The organism is Streptomyces chartreusis NRRL 3882, from assembly GCF_900236475.1.
Taxonomy (GTDB): domain Bacteria; phylum Actinomycetota; class Actinomycetes; order Streptomycetales; family Streptomycetaceae; genus Streptomyces; species Streptomyces chartreusis_D.
Map to the genome: position 1 here is coordinate 2,832,073 of NZ_LT963352.1, position 21,472 is coordinate 2,853,544.

Here is a 21,472-nt window from a genome sequence, read left to right on the forward strand (position 1 = left end):
GACATGCCGATGACATTCGAAGAAGGCCCCGTCGCGGGCCGAGTGGACGTCCACCACCATTTCACCGCGCCGGCCTGGCTGGACTGGGCGGAAGAACGCGGTGTCGTCAACCGCGAGAGGCTGCCCTGGTGGACACGCTGGGACCTGGACGCGGCTCTGCAGGTCATGGACAAGACGGGCATCAGCACCGCCGTCATGACCGTCGCGATGCTCGGACGGTTCCGCGAACGCGCGCAGCGCCAGGAGAGCGCACGGATCGCCCTGCGGGCGGCGGCCGACGTCGTCGAGGACCACCCCGCGCGCTTCGCCTTCTTCACTCCTGTGTTCCTGGACGACCTGGAGCTCTCCCAGTGGAGCCTCCGTTTCGGACTCGACGAGCTCGGGGCCGTCGGAGTGAGCACGAGAACGAGCATGGACGGTGTCTACCTCGGCGACGCCGGCCACGACCGCCTCCTGGAGGAACTGAACGACCGGTCCGCCGTCGTCAGCACGCACCCCATGGAAGTGCCGGCCGGAAAGGCCGGCGATCCCGGCGGCAGCCCCGGACTGCCGGGGATGCCGCCCTTCGTGTGCGACTTCCTCATGGACACCACACGCGCGGCCATCAACCTGATCCGCAACGGCACCCTGGACCGCTATCCGAATCTCAGCTTCGTCCTTCCCCACGGAGGAGGCTTCCTGCCGTACATGGCCACTCGGCTCGAACTCTTCGGCGGGCACCTCACCCCCGGGATCGAGCCGGGCAGGGTCCGTGACTACCTCCACCGGTTCTACTTCGACACGGCGGGCCCCATGTCCCCCTCCGCCACGCCCACGCTGCTGGCCACGGTGGATCCCGGCCGGGTCCTGTTCGGCACGGACTGGCCGCCCACCCCCGCACAGGTCGTCGCCGACATCGCCGTACCCGCTCTGGACAGCGACCCCTTCGTCTCACCCGAGCAGCTCAGGGGCATCAACCGGGAGAACGCCCTGCGTCTGCTGCCGGCACTGGCGCGCTCCTCGTAGCTCCCGGCCGCACGGCTCCCGGCCGCACGAGAAGAGAAGGAAGGCCGCCGCCCTCACGGGCGGCGGCCTTCTCTTCCCGGCGTCACCGGGTGGCCGGGGCCGCGTCTCTCTCCCAGTGGTAGAAGCACTGCGCCATCGCGTCCTTCGGACCGCGCCAGGTCTGCGGGTCGTACGGGCTGACGTACGCCTCGAGCCTGCTGCTGATGTCACGGAACTCGGGGTGCCCGGCCACCCGCGCGATGGCGGGGGCCGGGTCCTGCTCGGCCTCGATGAAGTGCATGTACACATCGCCGAACTGGAAGAGGGAACGCTGGGTCACCCCGACGAGGCGGGGCAGTTCGCCGCGGTCGGAGGCCGCGAAGACCTCGGCGATGTCCGGGGCCGAGTGCGGGGCCATCCGGGCGACGATCAGGGCGTGGTGCATGAGGTCTCCTAACGCGGCGGCGTTCAGGCGGGCGTGACGGGCGAGGTCCGCCGCTCGTCGGCGGCCTGCTCGATGCGGTCGCGGATGAGGGCCATCTGGACGGGCGAGTTGCGGTTGATGATGTCCGTCATCCCGGCGTCGTCGACCGGCGCGTCCGGCTTCATGGCGAAGTCCTGGGTCCAGCGCATCCGGATGCCGTCGGGGGTCTCCTCGTACTCCCAGCGGATGTTCATGTACTCGAACGGACCGGGTTCGACCCGGCGTGCCGTGACGGTGAGCTTGTCGCGGTCGGTGGTCCGTTCCGACACCCAGCTCCACACCTTGCCGTTCTCGTCGGGGTGCATGGTCAGGCGGAAGGTGACCGTGTCGCCCTGCCGGGACAGCACCTCGGCGGCCGCGTACTCGCTGAACAGCTGCGGCCATCTCTCGATGTCGTTGGTCATGTCCCAGACGAGGTCGAGGGGTGCGGCGATGGTGATCTCGTTCTCGGTGTGCCCTGCCATCTCAGGCTCCTGCCGTGAGGGTGCTGTTGACGAGGTCGAGGAAGTCGCGGGGGGTCCTGCACTTCTCCGCGTCGGTGGGCAGCGCCCGGGCGTGCCGGTTCTCCAGCTCGCCCACGATGCCCAGGAGGCCCAGCGAATCCAGCCCGAACTCGGCGAAGGGGGTGTCCACCCGGGCTTCGAGGTCGTGCGGGTCGACGGTGACACCGGCGGCCTTCTTCATCAGTGCGGCCAGCTCTTCGAGGGTCACTTCACTGCTCATACGCGTTCTCCTTGTCGTACGGGTGCTGTGGGCTTCACCGGGCGGCCGGTCCCGGGTCGCGGCGCAGTATCAGCGCCGCGTTGGAGCCCATGAGTCCACGGCTGAGGACCAGGGCCGTGCTCAGCTCGGCCGGGCGCGCCGTCGACGTCACCAGGTCGATGTCGTGGCAGACGTCGAAGACGTTGGGCGTGGGCGGGATCCGTCCTTCCTCCATGGCCATCACCGCGGCGGCGACGTCCAGCAGGGGTGCCCCGCAGTAGGACCTCCCGATGCCGGTCTTGGGAGCCGTGACGGGCACGCGGGTGCCGTGCGGGCCGAGGGCGTCGGCGAGGGCGAGGGCCTCGGCGCGGTCCGCCTCCGGGACACCCATCGCGTCGGCGAAGACCACGTCGATCTCCTCCGGTGCGCAGCCGGCCTCGTCGAGGGCACCGCGGACGGCCTGGGCGAGCCCCTCCCGTGAGCGGTCCCAGCGCGAGGCGCCGGTGAACGTGGCCGCATGGCCCGCCACGATGGCGCGGACGTCCGCGTCGCGTCGGCGTGCGCGGTCCAGGTCCTCGACGATCAGCACGGCACCGCCCTCGGCCGGGACGAAGCCGCAGGCCTCGGAGGTGAAGGGGCGGTAGGCCCGCGCCGGGTCCTCGACCGTGCTGAGTTCCGGGTATCCGAGCTGGCAGACCATCGAGTACGGAGCGAGCGGCGCTTCGGCCGCCCCGACCACGACCACGTCGGTTCCCCGCCCCACGGTCCGGGCGGCGTGCGCGACGGCGTCCAGCCCGCCGGCCTCGTCGCTCGCGACCACGCCGCAGGGACCCTTGAAGCCGCTGCGGATGGATATCTGGCCCGTGCTGGCCGCGTAGAACCAGGCGATGGACTGGTAGGGACCGACGAAGCGGGACCCCTGCCCCCACAGCTTCTGCAGCTCCCGCTGGCCGAATTCGCCGCCACCGGACCCGGCGGCGGTGACCACACCGACGGAGTACGGGGAGTCGCCGGCCGCATCGCCCAGTCCCGCGTCCTTCAGGGCCGCACCGGCGGCGGCCATCGCGAAGTGGCTGAAGCGGTCGGTCTGGACGAGGAAGGTCTCCTCGATGAGCGCCGTGGGGTCGAATCCCCGCACCTCGCCGGCGACGCGGAGCGGAAGGTGCCCGCATCCCTCCCGGGCGATCCGGTCGAGTACGGACAGGCCCTCCGCGACGGACTTCCAGTAGGTCTCCGTCTGCAGTCCGTTGGGCGCGACCACACCGATCCCCGTGATGGCGGTGCGACGGTTCGGCTGAGCACTCATCGATTCCTCCCGGCCGGCTCTGTCAGGAGCACTGCGGACTGGAACCCGCCGAAGCCGCTGCCCACGGACAGCACGTTGGCGAGCTTGCGCGGGCGCGCGGTGCGCGGTACGTAGTCCAGGTCGCACTCGGGGTCCGGGGTCTCGTAGTTCGCCGTCGGCGGGACCACCTGGTGGGCCAGGGCCAGCACGCAGGCGACGACCTCGATCGCGCCGATCGCACCGAGCGAGTGGCCCACCATGGACTTGATCGAACTCATGGGCGTGTCATAGGCGTGGGCGCCCAGGGACCGCTTGACCGCGGCGGTCTCGTGACGGTCGTTCTGGCGGGTGCCCGAGCCGTGGGCGTTGACGTAGTCGATGAGTGAGGGATCCAGCCGGGCCTGTCCGAGCGCGGTGTCGATGGCCCTCGCCATCTCCAGGCCCTCGCTGGTCAGTCCGGTCATGTGGTACGCGTTGCCGAAGGTGGCGTAGCCGCGGATCTCGCAGTAGACGTGCGCGCCACGGGCACGGGCGTGTTCGAGCTCCTCCAGGACGAGCACGGCGGAGCCTTCTCCCATGACGAATCCGTCGCGGTGGGCGTCGAAGGGCCGGGAGGCGTGCGCCGGGTCGTCGTTGTTCGGCGATGTCGCCCTGATGGCGTCGAAGCAGGCCATGGTGATCGGGGAGATCGGGGAGTCGGACGCTCCGGCGACGCAGATGTCGGCGCGGCCGTCCTCGATCGTGTGGAAGCCGTAGCCCACCGCGTCGAGTCCGGAGGTGCAGCCGGTCGACACGGTCTGCACCGGCCCCTGGGCGCCGAAGTACTCGGCGACGTCGGACGCCAGGGTGCTGGGCGAGAACGCCCGGTGCAGCTGCGGGCCGGCGGCGCGGTGGTCGACGTCCCAGCGTTGCCCTCGCTCGCTGACCAGGACGTAGTCGTGCTCCAGGCGGGTCGTGCCGCCCACGGCGCTGCCGAGCGAGACGGCCACGCGCCAGGGGTCCTCGGCGCCGAACTCGATGCCGCTGTCGGCCACCGCCTCGGCGGCGGCGACGACGGCGAACTGTATGTACCGGTCGGCGCGTTCGACCAGGCCGGGATCGAGCCCGTGCGCGAGCGGGTCGAAGTCGCACTCGGCCGCGATACGTGACCGCAACCCCTCGGGATCGAACAGTGTGATGCCGCGCGTCGCGGTACGGCCGCTCGAGAGGAGGTCCCAGAAGGCCGGCACCCCGATACCGCCCGGGGCGACGACACCGATGCCGGTGACCGCCACCCGCCGGGTCACGAGGGCACCCCGCGTCGCTCGGGCTGCGCGCCGTCCTCCTGCACGGCCGGGTACGTTTCGCCGCTCGCGTTCCCCTCCAGGGCCTCCGTGTCGACGTGGCCCATGCTCGGCTTCGGAGCCAGCGGACCCAGGTGGAAGACCATCCGGGCTTCGACGTCACCGACGTTGCGGAAGCGGTGCCGCATGCCGATGGGGACCATGAGGCCCTGGTCGGCGCGGATCGGGTGGGTCACGTCGTCCAGGTCGACTTCCAGCTCGCCCTGGACGACGTAGACGAACTCCTCCGAGTACGGGTGGTAGTGCTCGCTGATGCGTTCACCCGGCTGCATGATGGCCAGGCCCATGAACCCGCTCGTGGAGCCCACCGTGAGGGGCGTGAGCAGGGTGCGCAGGTCGCCGCCACGCTTGCGGTTCGGCTCGGTCTCGCTGAGGTCCACGATGCGCGGGCGCGTCTTGTACATGTCCGTCTCCAGGTCGGTCTGTGTGGGCCCCGCGCTCAGCGGGGGTGTCGTCCATGGGCGGGTGTCGTCCACGGACCGTCAGGACTGGGCAGCCCTGCGATCGGTGATCAGCGTCATGTCGGTGTGCGCCAGGAGGCGGGTGGCGTCCCGGTCGCTCGTGAGCGGCCCTTCGACGCCGAGTGCGGCGCCGTCGAGCAGGCGGGCCAGCACAGCGGCCTTCCTCGGGCCGTGCACGCCGAGCGCCCTGGCCGGATCGGTCTCGGGATCCCGCGTGTCGATGAGACGGACGACCAGGTCGTCCCGGTGGAAGACGGTGCTGCGGTGCACGGGGCCGACGGGGTCGGCCGCGGCGGTCTCGTCCTGCTGGGCGAGCAGCCGTGCCAGCGCCATGCCGCAGCCCTCACGGGCCGGGTAGTACAGGGCGTGCCGCCGCAGACCGGCGGGCTCCGGTCCGCCACGCGCCACATGGTGTACGGCCGGCATGGCCGCGCGGATGAAGAAGGCCCGTGCCGACGCGGGGTCGGCCAGGTCCCTGCTCTGTTCCAGGTGCGGATTGAGGGCTTCCTCGACTGCCCGCACCTCCGGCTGACGCGAGACGTGGCGCAGCGCCGTCTGCAGATCGCCCTCCACCTCGACGGTGCGGACGACTCGGTTGCCGTGCATGAACAGCGTCGTCCGGCGCAGTCGGGTGGAGTCGTCGGCGCGGGCCTGGGGCGGCGCGTATCCGGCGAGGATGTCCGCGACCTTCGACTCGGAGCCGGGCTTGACGGTGAACGTCAGCGCGTGGCGCGTCACTCCGTCGCCCACCCGCACCGGAGCCTGGACCCCCTCGGCGGTCCCGGCGGTGGGCGGCAGGGCCCGCCCGGTCTCACGGACGATGTTGTAACGCAGCGACCGGATGTCCCGGACGCAGTCCTGCATGGGCCTGACGGTCTCGAGGTGCTCCTCACTGTTCACCCAGGCGAGATACGGCGGCGCAGTCGCCCATTCGCTGGTGATGAGCCACTGGGACGGGTTCTCCACGGACTGGCACAGCTGGTCACCGAGGTGACCGGGAACCGACGCGACACGGCTGCGCATGTGCTCGTACGCGTCGAGGAACCGTTGCTGGGCGCCTTCGTGGAGATCGACGAGCAGGATGACGCGCAGCCTGGAGCCGTCGAACGCCGACTGGGACGTATACGTCGAAGTGTTCACCGGCAGGCCCTTCCTTCGCTGGGCAGACGGCGACCGCCGGGTCCGGCAGGGGGACGGCGGTCGGCCCTGAGCCCTCATCGTGGGTCGGCGCGTCGGACTGCGCGAGCCGCACGGGTCATCAGAGGGAACTGCCGGCACAGCGAAGCCCCGGCTCGTCACGAGCCGGGGCTGTGGTCCTCGCGGCCTATTCGGAGAGGTGCCGCTCCACCGTCTCCACCTTGGAGGTGAGCCCGTCCGTCACTCCGGGGCGGATGTCCGCCTTGAGGACCAGGGACACCCGCGGAGCCCGCTGCTCGACCGCGGCGACGGCGCGCTTGACGACGTCCATGACCTCGTCCCACTCGCCCTCGATCGAGGTGAACATCGCGTCGGTCCGGTTGGGCAGGCCCGACTCGCGCACCACGCGGACGGCGTCGGCGACGTACTCCCCCACGTCCTCGCCGACGCCCAGCGGCGTCACGGAGAAGGCGACGATCATGCCTGCACAGCCCCTTCCCGGCGTGCCCGGGAGGCGATGACCGCGTCCTCGGCCTCACGCCGCAGCTTGCGCTCCGCGAAGAACCCGCCGGTCGGCAGCACCGAGAGCACGAAGTACAGCGCGGCGGTCTTCACCGACCACTTCGTCCGGTTCCACGCGTCGGCCCAGAAGATCACGTACAGGATGAACAGGACACCGTGCACCATGCCCATCACCGGCACGGCATTGAAGTCCGTGGTCCGCTTCAGCACCGAGCAGACGAGCAGGAGGAGGAAGGAGATCGCCTCGGGGGCCGAGACCAGGCGGAGGCGGCGGATGGCGGTGGCGGTCTTGAGGTCCACGGGTCACCTTCGGTGGGAGAGACGCGGCGGTCTGAACGATCTGAACGGTCTGTACGGCTGACGGTTTGTGAACGCACGCACAAGCGTCCCGCCCATTGTGGCAAACCGCCACGGGCCCCGGCCCCTAGGGGTGCGCTCAGGGTCGTTCTCCACCCACAGGCCCTGTCCACGGGGCCCGACCTGCGGCTACCTTCGCGTACGTGGCGATGTTCCGACTTCAGAGCAGCAAGGTGCTCGCCGTCGACATGACCGGAGACGCCGTGAAGGCGAAGAACGGCTCGATGGTCGCGTACGACGGCGAGATGGCCTTCAAGAAGCTCAGCGGCGGCGGCGAGGGCATACGGGGCATGGTGACCCGGCGGCTGACCGGCGAGCAGATGACGTTGATGGAAGTGAAGGGGCGGGGGACCTGCTGGTTCGCGGACCGAGCCTCCGAGATCAACCTGGTCGGCCTCCAGGGCGACAAGCTCTACGTGGAGTCGAGCAACCTGCTCGCGACCGACGGCGGGCTGCGCACGGGGACGGAGTTCACCGGCCTGCGCGGGGCCTCACAGGGCAACGGCCTGTTCACGACGACCGTCGAGGGCCACGGTCAGGCGGCGATCATGTCGGACGGCCCGGCGGTGGTGCTGCGGGTGAGTCCGCAGTATCCGCTGACCGTCGACCCGGGGGCGTATGTGGCGCACCAGGGGAATCTCCGGCAGTCCTTCCAGTCCGGCGTGACGTTCCGCACGCTGCTCGGGGAGGGCGGCGGCGAGGCCTTCCAGATGCGGTTCGAGGGGGACGGGCTGGTGTACGTGCAGCCGAGCGAGCGGAACACGATCGCGGGAGACGTGTGAGATGGCCTTCCGGGAGATCAACGCGAAGATGGTCGAGGCGACGGTCGCGCCGGGCCAACGGCTGTTCAGCCAGCGCGGCGCGATGCTCGCCTACAAGGGCGAGGTGTCCTTCACGCCCAACATGGCCGGCGGCCAGGGCGGGATCATGTCGATGATCGGCCGCCGGGTCGCCGACGAGGACACACCCCTGATGACCGTCGAGGGCAGCGGCACCGTGCTCTTCGGGCACGGCGGGCATCACGTCCAGGTGATCCAGCTGTCCGGCGACACGCTGTACGTGGAGGCGGACCGCCTCCTGGCCTTCGAGGGCACGCTCCAGCAGGGCACGATGTTCCTGGGGTCGCAGGGCGGCGTCATGGGCATGGTGCGCGGGCAGGTCAGCGGCCAGGGACTGTTCACGACCACGCTCAAGGGACACGGGGCCGTCGCGGTCATGGCCCACGGCGGGGTGATCGAGATCCCGATCACACCCCAGCGGCCGGTGCACGTGGACCCGCAGGCCTACGTCGCCCACCACGGGGAGGTCCGCAACAAGCTGTCCACGGCCCTGGGCTGGCGGGACATGGTGGGCCGCGGCTCGGGCGAGGCGTTCCAGCTGGAGCTCAGCGGGAGCGGTGCGGTGTACGTCCAGGCGTCGGAGGAGAAGCTGTGAGCACCTACGGAACCCCGGGCGCCGGCCCCGCGGTCTTCGACCCGGCGACGCTGCCGCCCGACGACAACGTCAACGCCTACACCTTCTGCGTGGAACTCAAGGGGAGCCAGTGGTTCCTCCAGAAGGGGAAGATGATCGCCTACTACGGCTCGATCGACTTCAACGGCGTCGGACACGGCCGGCTGGACCGTCTCGTCCGTACGTCCTTCCATTCGCCACTGCACGCGAGCGACTGGGTCGTGGCGGAGGGCTCGGGCAAGATGCTCCTCGCCGACCGGGCCTTCGACGTGAACTCGTACGACCTGGAAGACGGCAACCTGACCATTCGCTCCGGCAATCTGCTCGCTTTTCAGCCAACTCTGTCACTGAAGCAATCAATCGTGCCGGGTTTCCTGACCCTCATCGGAACCGGAAAGTTCGTGGCCGCGTCGAACGGCCCCGTGGTGTTCATGGAACCCCCCATCCGGGTCGACCCACAGGCCCTGGTCGGCTGGGCCGACTGCCCCTCCCCCTGCCACCACTACGACCACGGGTACATGACCGGTGTGATGGGCGGTCTACGTGCACTGACGGGCCTCGGCGGAGCCTCCGGCGAGGAGCACCAGTTCGAGTTCGTCGGCGCCGGCACGGTCCTGCTCCAGTCGTCCGAGACACTGATGGCCGAGCAGGCCACGGGGGCCGTTCCGCACCGGGCCGGCGTGCCCGGCGGCGGGGCGCACAGCCCCCAGGCAGGGCCGTCCGGCGTACCGCGCCTTCCCGGACAGCTGGGGGACCTCCAGCGTCGCTTCGGGCTGTGAGCGGTAGTCTGCGGAGTGTGACATCGAACGCCTGCGCACCGATGTTCGGCGGGTGCGCTCCGTCACGCGAAGACCCTCACTAGTTCGCCTTTCAACATTTTAGGTAGACTTCATTCATGGAGACCGAGACGGCCACCCGCTGGCTGACCGATGCGGAGCAGTGCGCCTGGCGCACCCACCTGGAGGTCAACAGGCTGTTGACGTACCAGCTCGAAAAGGACCTGCAGCCGTTCGGCCTGACAATGAACGACTACGAGATCCTGGTGAATCTCTCCGAGTCGGAGGACCAGAGGATGCGGATGAGCGACCTCGCCTCCGCCACCCTCCAGTCCAAGAGCCGCCTCTCGCACCAGATCACGCGCATGGAGAACGCGAACCTGGTCCGGCGGGAGAACTGCGAGTCCGACCGCAGGGGGCTCTACGCGGTCCTCACCGACCACGGCATGGCGACGATGCAGAAGGTCGCGCCCCACCATGTGGCATCCGTGCGGAGGCACTTCATCGACCTGCTGCCCCCCGAGGCCCTGACGGAACTCGACAAGGCCCTCAAGCCCATCGCGGAGCACCTGCGCGCCCAGCGCGGACGCCCGTAACCGCAGCCCCTGACTAGGCGAGCGGCAGGCGGAGTTCGAACAGAGCTCCGCCTGCGGGCCCCTGCCCCGCCGTGAGCGTGCCGCCGTGCCGGACGGCGACGTCCCGGGCGATGGCGAGTCCCAGCCCGGCACCGCCGTCGTCCCGGCTGCGGGCGGCGTCCAGCCGTACGAACCGCTCGAAGATCCGCTCCCGGTCGGCCTCGGGCACGCCGTCCCCGTCGTCCGCCACCCCGACCAGGGCCAGATCACCCTCCCGGCGCACGCTCACCGTGACGGCCGACCGGGCATGCCGCTGGGCGTTGTCGAGCAGATTGGCGAGCACCCGTCCCAACTGCCCGCGCGATCCGGCCACGTTCACCGGCTCCGCGTCCACCGTCACGCCCGTCCGCCCCTCGGCCTCCTCCCGGGCCAGCCCGGCGAGGTCGACCTTCGCGTCGTTGGACCGCTCCCCCGCGTCCAGCCGGGCCAGCAGCAGCAGGTCGGCGGCGAGCCGCTGCAGCCGTACGGTGTCCTCCACCGCCCCGTCGAGGTCCAGCAGTTCGGGATGCGCGGCGGCCACCTCCAGCTGGGTCCGCAGCGAGGCGATCGGGCTCCGCAGTTCGTGGGACGCGTCGGCGACGAAGCGCCGCTGCCGCTCCACGGAGGCCTCCAGGGCCGCGAGCGTCTCGTTCGTCGTCCGGGCGAGCCGGGCCACCTCGTCGTGCGTCTGCGGCTCCGGCACACGCCGCGCGAGATCCTCGGAGGCGGTGATCGCGGCCATCTCGCTCCGGATGCCCTCCACCGGCCGCAGCGCCCGCCGGGTGACCAGCCAGGTCACGCCCGCGACGACGCCGAGCAGCAGCGGGAACCCGATCAGCATCACCGTCGTCGCGGTCTGCACGGCCCCGTGCTCGGCGGCCAGCGGGGCACCGGCATAGACCTTGAGACGGCCCCGGTCCTGGGTCTCGACCTCGACGGCGGCGAACCGGTAGTCCTCCGTGTCGCCGTCGATCGTCGCGGACCCGTTGCTGAAGGTGCTCTCCCCGGCGATCTCCCCGGGTTCGAGGGACTCCTCGTGGTCGTCGGAGTCGTCGTCATCGTCCCCGCGGGGCGCCACCGGCGGCAGCGGCTTCACCCGGTCGGAGTCCGTACCGCTGATCTTCTCCAGATCCTCGCTGACCGCGACCACCCGCTTCTTCTCGGCGAGCACCTGGACCGGCCCGTCGTCGCCGTCCAGCCCGGACAGCTTGTCGTACGGCGTCCCGGCGGCGAGCTCGGCGGCGACCGCCCGCGCCGAGCGCTCCGCCCGGGTGCCGGCCTCGCCCATCAGGTTGAACCGCAGGGACAGCAGGACGGCGGCCCCGGCGGCGACGAGCGCCACCGCGACGACGAGCGTCGCACCGAGCGTGGCCCGCGCCCGGACGGACCCGAACAGCCGCCTCATGGCGACGTCTCCAGCCGGTACCCGGCACCGCGCACGGTCCGGATCAGCCCCGCCCGCAGCTTCCGCCGCAGGGTGCTGACGTACACCTCGACGATGTTGGGATCACCCTCGTACGCGAAGTCCCACACGTGTTCGAGGATCTCGGACTTGGATACGACCTCCCCGGCCCGCAGCACGAGGTGCTCCAGCACGGAGAACTCCTTGGCGGTCAGGGCGACCTCGTCCTCCCCCAGAAACACCCGCCGGGCCGCGGTGTCCACCTTCAGATCCCCGTGCACATGCACGGGCGAGGCCCCGGCACCCGCCCCGCGCCGCCGCAGCAGCGCCTTGATCCGGGCGACGAGCACGACGTACGAGAAGGGCTTGGTCAGATAGTCGTCCGCACCGGTGTCGAGCCCCTCCGCCTCGTCGTACTCGCCGTCCTTGGCGGTGAGCATCAGGATCGGCACCTCGTGCCCGGCGGCGCGCAGGGCCGCGCAGACCCGGTAGCCGTTGAGCCCGGGCAGCATGATGTCGAGGATCACCAGGTCGTACGTGCCCTCCGAGGCCTGGTGCAGCCCCTCCCGTCCGTCGTGGACGACGTCCACGGCGTACCCCTCGGCCGTCAGGCCCCTGGCGAGCGACAGGGCCAGCCGCTTCTCGTCCTCCACGATCAACAGGCGCATGGGTAAAGAGTGGCAAAGCCAAGCTGAAGATCCCTTCAGGGGCCTTCAGGTTCCTCTCAGCCTCGGTCAGCCAGATTGGAACACGTCGAAAACGAAGTGACTCGGGAGGAATCCGCATGAAGCGCAACATCGTCATCGCCGCTGTGACCGCTGCCGCTCTGATCGGCGGTGGCACGGCCACGGCTCTCGCGACCACGGGTGACGACGGGGGCTCGGCGCGGCAGGCGGCCCACACCCGGCTGTCGGACGACGACGTCCGCGGCGACGAGGACGGTCCCGACGCACAGGACGACCACGACGACGACAACGGCCGGGACGACGACGCGCGGGCGGCTTCCACCGGCGTGACGGCGCCCGAGGCCATCGCGTCCGCGCTGAAGCACACGTCCGGTACGGCGGTGTCCGCCGAGCTGGACGACGAGGACGACAGCGACAAGGTGATCTGGAAGGTCGACGTCCTCTCCGGCGACAACACCTGGCACAGCGTGAGCGTCGACCCGTCCAGCGGCAAGGTGCTCGGTTCGCACACCGACGACGAGGACGACACGGCGCAGGTGCGGGCGGCTCTGAAGGGCGCTTCGGTGACGGCCGAGGAGGCCGCGAAGGCTGCCGGCGGCAAGGGCACGGTGACGTCCGTGGACCTGGACGAGGACGGCAAGAACAAGTCCTGGGAGGCCGAGACGCACAAGTCCGGCGGCGCCGAGCAGGACTGGAAGATCGACCTCAGCACGGGCAAGATCACGGCGGACCGCGACCAGGACGACGACCAGGACGACCAGGACTGATCGAACACCGCCAGATTGCAACCGCCCCGGGGTCGCTGCTGACGCCGGGGCGTTGCGCAACGCGGCGCAACGGGGTGCCGCTGCGCCCACCCGTGCCGCCCTGGGGGTACCCCCTGCTCGAAGGGCTTGGGGGAGGCACGATGGCCCGCAGCTGGGGCGGCCCGCACCCGCGTACACACGCAAGGGGACGTGTCGGGGGGTGTCCGCCCGCAGCGGTTGGCGCGTCAACGGGGAGTCAGTCGGCACACAACCCCATCGCGCCGTTCCGAGGACGGACACCCCCCGGCGCGGCCCCGACCCACCACCGGCGCGTAGGCGAAAGCGCGTACCCCCACCGAAGCCGCGCAGGCCGCCGCAGGCACCGCGCTCAGCCCTCCGTCAACCCGGCAACCAGCTCATCAGCCGCCCGATACGGATCCAGCTCACCGGCCACGATCCGCTCCGCCAGCGCACCCAGCCGCCGGTCCCCGTGCAGATCCCCGATCCGCTCCCGCAGCGCCGTCACCGCGATCGTCTCGACCTCCCGCGCCGCCCGGGCCATCCGCCGCTCCGCGAGCACCCCCCGCTCCTCCATCCAGGCGCGATGCTTCTCCAGTGCCTCGACGACCTCGTCCAGACCCTCCCCCCGCGCGGCGACCGTCTTCACGATCGGCGGACGCCAGTCCCCGGGCCCCCGGGCCTCCCCCAGCCCCAGCATGTGGTTCAGCTCGCGAGCCGTCGCGTCCGCCCCGTCCCGGTCGGCCTTGTTCACGACGTACACGTCACCGATCTCCAGGATCCCGGCCTTGGCCGCCTGGATGCCGTCGCCCATCCCGGGCGCGAGCAGCACGACGGACGTGTCCGCCTGCGAGGCGATCTCCACCTCGGACTGCCCCACACCCACCGTCTCGACGAGGATCACATCGCACCCCGCCGCGTCCAGCACCCGGATGGCCTGAGGCGCGGCCCACGCGAGCCCGCCCAGATGCCCGCGCGTGGCCATCGAGCGGATATACACGCCCGGGTCCGACGCGTGCTCGGACATCCGCACCCGGTCCCCGAGCAGCGCACCGCCCGAGAACGGGGACGACGGGTCGACGGCGAGCACGCCGACCCGCTTGCCCTGCTTGCGGTACGCGGTCACCAGCGCCGACGTCGACGTGGACTTGCCGACCCCCGGCGACCCGGTCAGCCCGACGACGTACGCCTTGCCCGCCAACGGCGCCAGCGCCGCCATGACCTCCCGGAGCTGCGGGGACGCCCCCTCCACCAGCGAGATCAGCCGGGCGACGGCCCGCGGCCGCCCTTCCCTGGCCTGGGCCACCAGCGTGGAGACGTCCTGCATCACAGCTCCGTTCATGAAAGGGGGATCCGAAACCGCCGTCAGGCCTTCGGTACCCGCACGATCAGCGCGTCACCCTGACCACCACCACCGCACAGCGCCGCCGCGCCCACGCCACCACCACGCCGCTTCAGCTCCAGCGCGAGGTGCAGGACGAGCCGCGCACCGGACATCCCGATCGGGTGACCCAGGGCAATGGCGCCGCCGTTGACATTCACCTTTTCGGTGGACACCCCGAGGTCCTTCATCGACTGCACGGCAACCGCCGCGAACGCCTCGTTGATCTCGATGAGGTCGAGGTCCTCGACGCCCAGCCCCTCCTTCTTCAGGGCGTGCTGGATCGCGTTGGACGGCTGGGACTGGAGCGAGTTGTCCGGCCCGGCCACGTTCCCGTGGGCCCCGATCTCGGCGATCCACTCCAGGCCGAGCTCCTGCGCCTTGGCCTTGCTCATCACCACGACGGCCGCGGCGCCGTCGGAGATCTGCGACGCCGAACCGGCAGTGATCGTGCCGTCCTTGGCGAAGGCGGGGCGCAGCTTTCCGAGGGACTCCGCGGTCGTGTCGCCCCGGATCCCCTCGTCCTTGCTGAACAGCACCGGGTCGCCCTTGCGCTGCGGGATCTCGACGGGCGTGATCTCGGCCTCGAAGAGCCCGTTCTTCTGGGCGGCGGCGGCCCGCTGGTGGGACAGCGCGGCGATCTCGTCCTGTTCGGCCCGCCCGATGCCCAGGCGCGTGTTGTGCTTCTCCGTCGACTCGCCCATGGCGACGCCGTCGAAGGAGTCGGTCAGCCCGTCGTGGGCCATGGCGTCGAGCATCTGGACGGCGCCGTACTTGAAGCCCTCGCGGGACTTGGGCAGCAGGTGCGGGGCGTTGGTCATGGACTCCTGGCCGCCGGCGACGACCACGTCGAACTCACCCGCACGGATCAACTGGTCGGCGAGCGCGATCGCGTCCAGCCCGGACAGACACACCTTGTTGATGGTCAGCGCCGGAACGTTCATCGGGATGCCGGCCTTGACCGCTGCCTGGCGCGCCGGGATCTGCCCCGCCCCGGCCTGGAGCACCTGCCCCATGATCACATACTGCACCTGGTCGCCACCGATCCCCGCACGGTCGAGGGCGGCCTTGATCGCGAAGCCGCCGAGGTCGGCTCCGGAGAAGGACTTGAGCGAACCGAGCAACCGCCCCATGGGCGTACGCGCGCCCGCGACGATCACCGAGCTGTTCGCTCCGGAAGTTCCAGAAGTCATGAGCTGCGATCCCCTTACCGGCTGCACAGCCGAGGAGTGAACGAGGGTTTACTTCGAATGTACTGACCGGTACGCCACGCCGTCATCGGGCTGTCGGTGTGATCGCGCGCACGTTGCGTAACCACCTCCGGAGCGCTGCACTGAATCCATGCTGACGCGAATCGACCACATCGGGATCGCCTGTTTCGACCTCGACAAGACCGTCGAGTTCTACCGTGCCACCTACGGCTTCGAGGTGTTCCACTCCGAGGTCAACGAGGAGCAGGGCGTGCGCGAGGCCATGCTCAAGATCAACGATACGTCCGACGGCGGGGCCTCGTACCTGCAGCTCCTGGAGCCGACCCGCGAGGACTCCACCGTCGCGAAGTGGCTCGCCAAGAACGGGGAGGGGGTCCACCACATCGCCTTCGGTACGGCGGACGTCGACGCCGAGGCGGCCGACATCAGGGACAAGGGCGTACGCGTGCTGTACGAAGAGCCGCGACGCGGTTCCATGGGGTCACGGATCACCTTCCTGCACCCCAAGGACTGCCATGGCGTACTGACAGAACTGGTCACTTCGGCGCCCGTTGAGTCACCTGAGCACTGACCCTCGTACATAGGGGCCGGTAGGGTTGGGGGCGGTCGCCGCTCAGTCCAGGGTGACCGCGGTCCCGCCGTGCGACGGCAGGACCACCGGGGTCCGGGTTTCGGGGGACGAGCGTCGGGGCAGCAGCCCGTGCTCCGCCGATGATCTGACACCATTCCCCGGGGGCCCCGTTCGGCGTATGGACGGAGCTCGTTTGGAGAGAGTTGCGACCAGGGGACGGATGGGACCGCGCAGTGCGGGGCTACGAGAGCCAGGAGCGAGAGCCGGCGGCTGACGTCGACCACCTCTCTCGGTTCGAAGCCGAGATGAAGCGGCTGAAGACCGAGCGGGAAAAGGCGATCCAGCACGCCGAGGACCTCGGCTACCAGGTCGAGGTGCTGCGCGCCAAGCTGCACGAGGCGCGGCGCACCATCATGTCCCGGCCCTCCTTCGAGGGGGGCGACATCGGCTGGCAGGCCGAGCAGTTGCTGCGCAACGCGCAGATGCAGGCCGACCAGATCCGGGCGGACGCCGACCGCGAGCTGAGCGAGGCCCGGGCGCAGACCCAGCGGATCCTCCAGGAGCACGCCGAGCAGGCGGCCCGCCTCCAGGCGGAGCTGCACCAGGAGGCGGTGACCCGCCGCCAGCAGCTGGACCAGGAGCTGGCCGAGCGTCGCCAGACGGTCGAGTCGCACGTCAACGAGAACGTGGCGTGGGCGGAGCAGCTGCGGGCCCGTACCGAGCAGCAGGCCCGCCGGCTGCTGGACGAGTCCCGCGCAGAGGCCGAGCAGGCCCTGTCCACCGCCCGTGCGGAGGCCGAGCGGCTGACGACCGAGGCCCGGCAGCGGCTGACGAGCGCCGCCGAGGAGGCCCGGGCCGAGGCCGAGCAGATCCTGCGGCGTGCCCGCACGGACGCCGAGCGGCTGCTCAACGCCGCCTCCACCCAGGCCCAGGAGGCCACCGACCACGCCGAGCAGCTGCGGACCTCCACCGCCACGGAGTCGGAGTCCGCGCGCCGCCAGGCCCAGGAGCTGAGCAAGGCCGCCGAGCAGCGGATGGCGGAGGCCGAGGAGGCGCTGCGCAAGGCGCAGGCCGAGTCGGAGAAGCTGGTCGCCGAGGCCAAGGAGGCCGCCGCCAAGGCCCTGGCGAGCGCGGAGTCCGCGAACGAGACGCGCACGCGCACCGCCAAGGAGCAGGTCGCCCGGCTGGTCGAGGAGGCCACGAAGGAGGCCGAGAACACCAAGTCCGAGGCCGAGCAGATCGTCGCGGACGCCCGCGCCGAGGCCGAGAAGATCGTCGCGGAGGCCGCGGAGAAGGCCCGCACGCTCACCGCCGAGGAGACGGCGACCCAGCTGTCCAAGGCGGCCCGGACGGCCGAGGAGGTCCTCAACAAGGCGTCCGAGGACGCCAAGAAGACCACCAAGGCCGCGGCCGAGGAGGCCGAGCGGATCCGCAAGGAGGCCGAGGCCGAGGCGGACCGGCTGCGGGCCGAGGCGCATGACATCGCCGAGCAGCTCAAGGGCGCGGCGAAGGACGACACCAAGGAGTACCGCGCCAAGACGGTCGAGCTCCAGGAGGAGGCCCGCCGGCTGCGCGGCGAGGCCGAGCAGCTGCGGTCGGACGCGGTCGAAGAGGGCGAGAAGATCCGCGCCGAGGCCCGCAAGGAGGCCGTGGCGCAGATCGAGGAGGCGGCGAAGTCCGCCGAGGAGCTGCTCGCCAAGGCGAAGGCGGACGCGGACGAGCTGCGGACGACGGCCCAGACGGACAGCGAGAAGGTCCGTACGGAGGCCATCGAGCGCGCGACGACCCTGCGCCGTCAGGCCGAGGAGACCCTTCAGCGCACCCGGCAGGAGGCCGAGCGGCACCGCGAGGAGGTCGTCGAGCAGGCCGAGGCCCTCAAGGCGGACGCCGAGCGGGCGGCGCGGGAGCTGCACGAGGAGACCGAGCGGGCCCTGGAGGCCCGCCGCGCCGAGGCCGCCCAGGAGCTGACGCGGCTCCAGACGGAGGCGGAGGAGCGGCTGGCGGCGGCCGAGCAGGCGCTGTCCGACGCCCGTGAGGAGGCCGCGCGGATCCGCCGCGAGGCCGCCGAGGAGAACGAGCGGCTGCGTGCCGAGGCCGCCGAGCGGATCCGCACGCTCCAGCAGCAGGCCGAGGCGGAGGCCGAACGGCTGCGCGACGAGGCCGCGTCCGACGCGTCGGCCGCGCGTGCCGAGGGCGAGGCCGTCGCCGTGCGCCTGCGGTCGGAGGCCGCGAGCGAGGCCGAGCGGCTGAAGTCGGAGGCGCAGGAGAGCGCCGACCGGGTGCGCGCGGAGGCGCAGGCGGCCGCCGAACGGCTGGCCACGGAGGCGTCCGAGACGCTGGCCGCCGCCCAGGAGGAGGCCAACCGGCGCCGCCGGGAGGCCGAGGAACTCCTCGGCAGTGCCCGGCAGGAGGCCGACCAGGAGCGCGAGCGGGCCCGCGAGCAGAGCGAGGAGCTGCTGGCTTCCGCGCGCAAGCGCGTGGAGGAGGCGCAGACCGAGGCCGTACGGCTGATCGAGGAGGCCGACCGGCGGGCCACGGAGATGGTGTCGGCGGCCGAGCAGCACGCGCAGCAGGTCCGGGACTCCGTCGCGGGGCTGCACGAGCAGGCGCAGGAGGAGATCGCCGGGCTGCGCAGCGCCGCCGAGCACGCGGCGGACCGTACGCGGCGGGAGGCTCAGGAGGAGGCGGACCGGGTCCGCGCCGACGCCTACGCCGAGCGGGAGCGGGCGAGCGAGGACGCCGGCCGGCTGCGGCGCGAGGCGCACGAGGAGACCGAGGCCGCCAAGGCGCTCGCCGAGCGGACGATGTCCGAGGCGATCACGGAGGCGGAGCGGATCCGCGCGGACGTCGCCGAGCACGCCCAGCGGGTGCGCACGGAGGCGTCGGACGCCATCGCGGAGGCCGAGCAGAGCGCCGCGCGCACCCGGGCGGACGCCCGCGAGGACGCCAACCGCATCCGCTCGGACGCGGCGACGCAGGCGGACACCCTCATCACCGAGGCGCGGGGCGAGGCGGAGCGGCTCACGACCGAGACGATCCAGGAGACCGACCGGCTCCGGATGGAGACGGTCACCGAGGCCGAGCGGGTCCGCACGGAAGCCATCTCCGAGGCGGAGCGCCTCCGTTCCGAGGCGGCCGCGGAGGCCGAGCGCGTGCGCGCCGAGTCGGTCGCGAAGGCCGACCAGCTGGTCGGGGAGGCCACCGACGAGGCGGAGCGGCTGCGGGCCGAGGCCGCCGAGACGGTCGGCTCGGCGCAGCAGCACGCCGAGCGGGTCCGCGGCGAGGCCGAGCGCGTCAAGGCCGACGCCGAGGCGGAGGCGGAACGGCTCCTCAACTCCGCGCGCGAGGAGGCCGACCGGACGCTGGACGAGGCCCGCAAGGACGCCAACAAGCGGCGCTCCGAGGCGGCCGAGCAGGTCGACAAGCTCATCACGGAGACCACGGCGGAGGCCGACAAGCTGCTCACCGAGGCGCAGCAGCAGGCGCACAAGACCACCGCGGAGGCCGAGTCGCAGGCCGACACGATGGTGGGCGCGGCCCGCAAGGAGGCCGACCGGCTCGTGTCCGAGGCGACGGTCGAGGGCAACTCGCTGGTGGAGAAGGCCCGTACGGACGCGGACGAGCTGCTGGTCGGCGCGCGCCGGGACGCCACGCAGATCCGGGAGCGCGCCGAGGAGCTGCGCGACCGCATCACGGCGGAGATCGAGGAGCTGCACGAGCGGGCCCGCCGGGAGTCGGCCGAGGCGATGAAGTCGGCGGGCGACCGCTGCGACGCGCTCGTCAAGGCCGCGGAGGAGCAGCTCGCGAAGGCGCAGGCGAAGGCCAAGGAGATCGTGTCGGAGGCCAACTCCGAGGCGGGCAAGGTCCGGATCGCCGCGGTGAAGAAGGCCGAGGGGCTGCTCAAGGAGGCCGAGCAGAAGAAGGCCACGCTGGTTCGGGAGGCCGAGGAGCTCAAGGCCGAGGCGATCCGCGAGGCCAAGCGCACGGTCGAGGAGGGCAAGCGCGAGCTGGAGGTCCTGGTCCGCCGCCGCGAGGACATCAATGCCGAGATCTCCCGTGTCCAGGACGTCCTGGAGGCGTTGGAATCCTTCGAGGCCCCGTCCCCGGCCAAGGACAACGGAGTCAAGGCAGGCGCGACAGTCGGCGCACCCCGTTCGGGTGGCAAGTCCTCGGAAAGCTAGCGAACCGGGGCCAATCCGGTGTCTGCTGGGGTCTTTGACCAAGTCTTTGGCAAGCAGTCCGACGGACGGCCACTCAAAAGGGGTCTCATTTTGCAGATCAAACGCGCATCCGCTCGATGACACACCGTTTCGGCCCCTAGGATTCCATCTATCACCTCACCGGTCTCATTCGACAGGAACCCCATGAGCGACACTTCCCCCTACGGCTTCGAGCTTGTGCGGCGTGGATACGACCGCGCTCAGGTGGACGAACGTATCTCCAAGCTCGTCTCCGACCGTGACAGCGCTCTCGCCCGCATCACCGCTCTGGAAAAGCGCATCGAGGAGCTCCACCTCGAGACGCAGAACGCCCAGGCCCAGATCAGCGACGCCGAGCCGTCGTACGCGGGTCTCGGCGCGCGCGTGGAGAAGATCCTCCGCCTCGCCGAGGAAGAGGCGAAGGACCTGCGCGAGGAGGCCCGGCGCGCTGCCGAGCAGCACCGCGAGCTCGCCGAGTCGGCCGCCCAGCAGGTGCGCAACGACGCCGAGTCGTACTCCGCGGAGCGCAAGGCCAAGGCCGAGGACGAGGGCCTGCGGATCGTCGAGAAGGCCAAGAGTGACGCCGCCCAGCTGCGTGCCGAGGCGCAGAAGGACGCGCAGTCCAAGCGCGAGGAGGCGGACGCCCTCTTCGAGGAGACCCGCGCCAAGGCCGCGCAGGCCGCCGCCGACTTCGAGACGAACCTCGCCAAGCGCCGCGAGCAGTCCGAGCGCGACCTGGCGTCCCGTCAGGCCAAGGCCGAGAAGCGCCTCGCCGAGATCGAGCACCGCGCCGAGCAGCTCCGCCTGGAGGCGGAGAAGCTGCGCACGGACGCCGAGCGCCGCGCCCGCCAGACGGTGGAGACGGCCCAGCGCCAGGCCGAGGACATCGTGGCCGACGCCAACGCCAAGGCCGACCGCATCCGTTCGGAATCCGAGCGCGAGCTCGCGGCCCTGACCAACCGCCGCGACAGCATCAACGCCCAGCTGACGAACGTCCGCGAGATGCTCGCCACGCTCACGGGTGCCGCGGTGGCCGCCGCCGGTACGCCCGCCGAGGACGAGCCGATCTCCCGCGGGGTCCCGGCCCAGCAGTCCCGGTAACGACCGGGCGTACGGAGACTGAATCTCCGCAAAGCCCTCT

The 21,472-nt window shown here is 71.2% G+C and carries 22 protein-coding genes; 9 read left to right on the forward strand and 13 right to left on the reverse strand.

Annotated features, from left to right (window positions below; genetic code table 11):
• Positions 1–9: 9 nt before the first annotated feature.
• Positions 10–1,005, forward strand: a complete 996-nt coding sequence (locus tag SCNRRL3882_RS12400; RefSeq protein WP_040904422.1) for an amidohydrolase family protein — start codon at positions 10–12, stop codon at positions 1,003–1,005.
• A gap of 82 nt (positions 1,006–1,087) precedes the next feature.
• Here the strand turns inward: SCNRRL3882_RS12400 and SCNRRL3882_RS12405 are convergent, their stop codons facing one another.
• The 9 genes from SCNRRL3882_RS12405 to SCNRRL3882_RS12445 all read right to left on the reverse strand — a co-directional run bounded on the left by SCNRRL3882_RS12405 (position 1,088) and on the right by SCNRRL3882_RS12445 (position 7,218).
• A complete protein-coding gene (locus SCNRRL3882_RS12405; RefSeq protein ID WP_010048572.1) occupies positions 1,088–1,429 on the reverse strand; it encodes a TcmI family type II polyketide cyclase in 342 nt (113 codons plus the stop codon).
• 23 nt (positions 1,430–1,452) lie between these two features.
• The gene (locus tag SCNRRL3882_RS12410; RefSeq protein WP_010048570.1) at positions 1,453–1,932 is read right to left on the reverse strand and encodes an SRPBCC family protein; all 480 of its coding nucleotides are present in this window, start codon (positions 1,930–1,932) and stop codon (positions 1,453–1,455) included.
• Between the two features lies 1 nt (position 1,933).
• The gene (locus SCNRRL3882_RS12415; RefSeq protein ID WP_010048569.1) at positions 1,934–2,191 is read right to left on the reverse strand and encodes an acyl carrier protein; all 258 of its coding nucleotides are present in this window, start codon (positions 2,189–2,191) and stop codon (positions 1,934–1,936) included.
• Positions 2,192–2,225: 34 nt separating this feature from the next.
• Positions 2,226–3,476, reverse strand: coding sequence for a ketosynthase chain-length factor (locus tag SCNRRL3882_RS12420; protein ID WP_010048568.1), 1,251 nt, complete (start codon positions 3,474–3,476; stop codon positions 2,226–2,228).
• Positions 3,473–4,741 (reverse strand): beta-ketoacyl-[acyl-carrier-protein] synthase family protein, encoded by a 1,269-nt coding sequence (locus tag SCNRRL3882_RS12425; RefSeq protein WP_010048567.1) that lies wholly within the window; start codon positions 4,739–4,741, stop codon positions 3,473–3,475. Before SCNRRL3882_RS12425 ends, SCNRRL3882_RS12420 begins: the two co-directional genes overlap by 4 nt.
• A complete protein-coding gene (locus SCNRRL3882_RS12430; protein ID WP_010048566.1) occupies positions 4,738–5,202 on the reverse strand; it encodes a cupin domain-containing protein in 465 nt (154 codons plus the stop codon). Before SCNRRL3882_RS12430 ends, SCNRRL3882_RS12425 begins: the two co-directional genes overlap by 4 nt.
• Before the next feature lie 78 nt (positions 5,203–5,280).
• Positions 5,281–6,399: a SchA/CurD-like domain-containing protein gene (locus tag SCNRRL3882_RS12435; protein ID WP_010048565.1), complete on the reverse strand. Its 1,119-nt coding sequence runs from the start codon at positions 6,397–6,399 to the stop codon at positions 5,281–5,283.
• 184 nt (positions 6,400–6,583) lie between these two features.
• Positions 6,584–6,877: an MTH1187 family thiamine-binding protein gene (locus SCNRRL3882_RS12440; RefSeq protein WP_010048564.1), complete on the reverse strand. Its 294-nt coding sequence runs from the start codon at positions 6,875–6,877 to the stop codon at positions 6,584–6,586.
• Positions 6,874–7,218: a DUF3817 domain-containing protein gene (locus SCNRRL3882_RS12445; RefSeq protein ID WP_010048562.1), complete on the reverse strand. Its 345-nt coding sequence runs from the start codon at positions 7,216–7,218 to the stop codon at positions 6,874–6,876. Before SCNRRL3882_RS12445 ends, SCNRRL3882_RS12440 begins: the two co-directional genes overlap by 4 nt.
• 206 nt (positions 7,219–7,424) lie before the next feature.
• On the opposite strand from SCNRRL3882_RS12445, the gene SCNRRL3882_RS12450 reads away from it, so the two are divergent.
• From SCNRRL3882_RS12450 to SCNRRL3882_RS12465, 4 genes are all read left to right on the forward strand, one after another.
• Positions 7,425–8,057, forward strand: a complete 633-nt coding sequence (locus tag SCNRRL3882_RS12450; RefSeq protein WP_010048561.1) for an AIM24 family protein — start codon at positions 7,425–7,427, stop codon at positions 8,055–8,057.
• Position 8,058: 1 nt separating this feature from the next.
• Complete coding sequence (locus SCNRRL3882_RS12455) at positions 8,059–8,709, forward strand: AIM24 family protein (RefSeq protein ID WP_010048560.1); 651 nt, start codon at positions 8,059–8,061, stop codon at positions 8,707–8,709.
• Positions 8,706–9,506: an AIM24 family protein gene (locus SCNRRL3882_RS12460; RefSeq protein WP_010048559.1), complete on the forward strand. Its 801-nt coding sequence runs from the start codon at positions 8,706–8,708 to the stop codon at positions 9,504–9,506. The genes SCNRRL3882_RS12455 and SCNRRL3882_RS12460 overlap by 4 nt, the downstream gene beginning before the upstream one ends.
• 116 nt (positions 9,507–9,622) lie before the next feature.
• Positions 9,623–10,099: a MarR family winged helix-turn-helix transcriptional regulator gene (locus SCNRRL3882_RS12465; protein ID WP_010048558.1), complete on the forward strand. Its 477-nt coding sequence runs from the start codon at positions 9,623–9,625 to the stop codon at positions 10,097–10,099.
• A gap of 13 nt (positions 10,100–10,112) precedes the next feature.
• On the opposite strand, the gene SCNRRL3882_RS12470 is transcribed toward SCNRRL3882_RS12465, so the two are convergent.
• Together SCNRRL3882_RS12470 and SCNRRL3882_RS12475 are read right to left on the reverse strand one after the other, a co-directional pair.
• Positions 10,113–11,522, reverse strand: coding sequence for a sensor histidine kinase (locus SCNRRL3882_RS12470; RefSeq protein WP_010048557.1), 1,410 nt, complete (start codon positions 11,520–11,522; stop codon positions 10,113–10,115).
• The gene (locus SCNRRL3882_RS12475) at positions 11,519–12,187 is read right to left on the reverse strand and encodes a response regulator transcription factor (protein ID WP_010048556.1); all 669 of its coding nucleotides are present in this window, start codon (positions 12,185–12,187) and stop codon (positions 11,519–11,521) included. Before SCNRRL3882_RS12475 ends, SCNRRL3882_RS12470 begins: the two co-directional genes overlap by 4 nt.
• Positions 12,188–12,303: 116 nt before the next feature.
• Between SCNRRL3882_RS12475 and SCNRRL3882_RS12480 the strand changes: the two genes are divergently transcribed.
• Complete coding sequence (locus SCNRRL3882_RS12480; RefSeq protein ID WP_010048554.1) at positions 12,304–12,972, forward strand: PepSY domain-containing protein; 669 nt, start codon at positions 12,304–12,306, stop codon at positions 12,970–12,972.
• A 367-nt stretch (positions 12,973–13,339) separates the two neighbouring features.
• Here the strand turns inward: SCNRRL3882_RS12480 and meaB are convergent, their stop codons facing one another.
• Both meaB and SCNRRL3882_RS12490 read right to left on the reverse strand, forming a co-directional pair.
• Positions 13,340–14,296 (reverse strand): methylmalonyl Co-A mutase-associated GTPase MeaB, encoded by a 957-nt coding sequence (gene meaB / locus SCNRRL3882_RS12485; RefSeq protein WP_010040093.1) that lies wholly within the window; start codon positions 14,294–14,296, stop codon positions 13,340–13,342.
• 38 nt (positions 14,297–14,334) lie between these two features.
• Positions 14,335–15,543 (reverse strand): acetyl-CoA C-acetyltransferase, encoded by a 1,209-nt coding sequence (locus SCNRRL3882_RS12490; RefSeq protein WP_173937243.1) that lies wholly within the window; start codon positions 15,541–15,543, stop codon positions 14,335–14,337.
• A 148-nt stretch (positions 15,544–15,691) separates the two neighbouring features.
• On the opposite strand from SCNRRL3882_RS12490, the gene mce reads away from it, so the two are divergent.
• The 3 genes from mce (at position 15,692) to SCNRRL3882_RS12505 (ending at position 21,432) form a co-directional block, all read left to right on the forward strand.
• On the forward strand, positions 15,692–16,132 hold the full coding sequence (gene mce / locus SCNRRL3882_RS12495) for a methylmalonyl-CoA epimerase (protein WP_010040096.1): 441 nt from the start codon (positions 15,692–15,694) through the stop codon (positions 16,130–16,132).
• 233 nt (positions 16,133–16,365) lie between these two features.
• Positions 16,366–20,313: a polarized growth protein Scy gene (gene scy / locus SCNRRL3882_RS12500; RefSeq protein ID WP_010040098.1), complete on the forward strand. Its 3,948-nt coding sequence runs from the start codon at positions 16,366–16,368 to the stop codon at positions 20,311–20,313.
• Between the two features lie 183 nt (positions 20,314–20,496).
• Complete coding sequence (locus tag SCNRRL3882_RS12505; protein ID WP_010040099.1) at positions 20,497–21,432, forward strand: cellulose-binding protein; 936 nt, start codon at positions 20,497–20,499, stop codon at positions 21,430–21,432.
• The last annotated feature ends 40 nt before the right edge of the window (positions 21,433–21,472 follow it).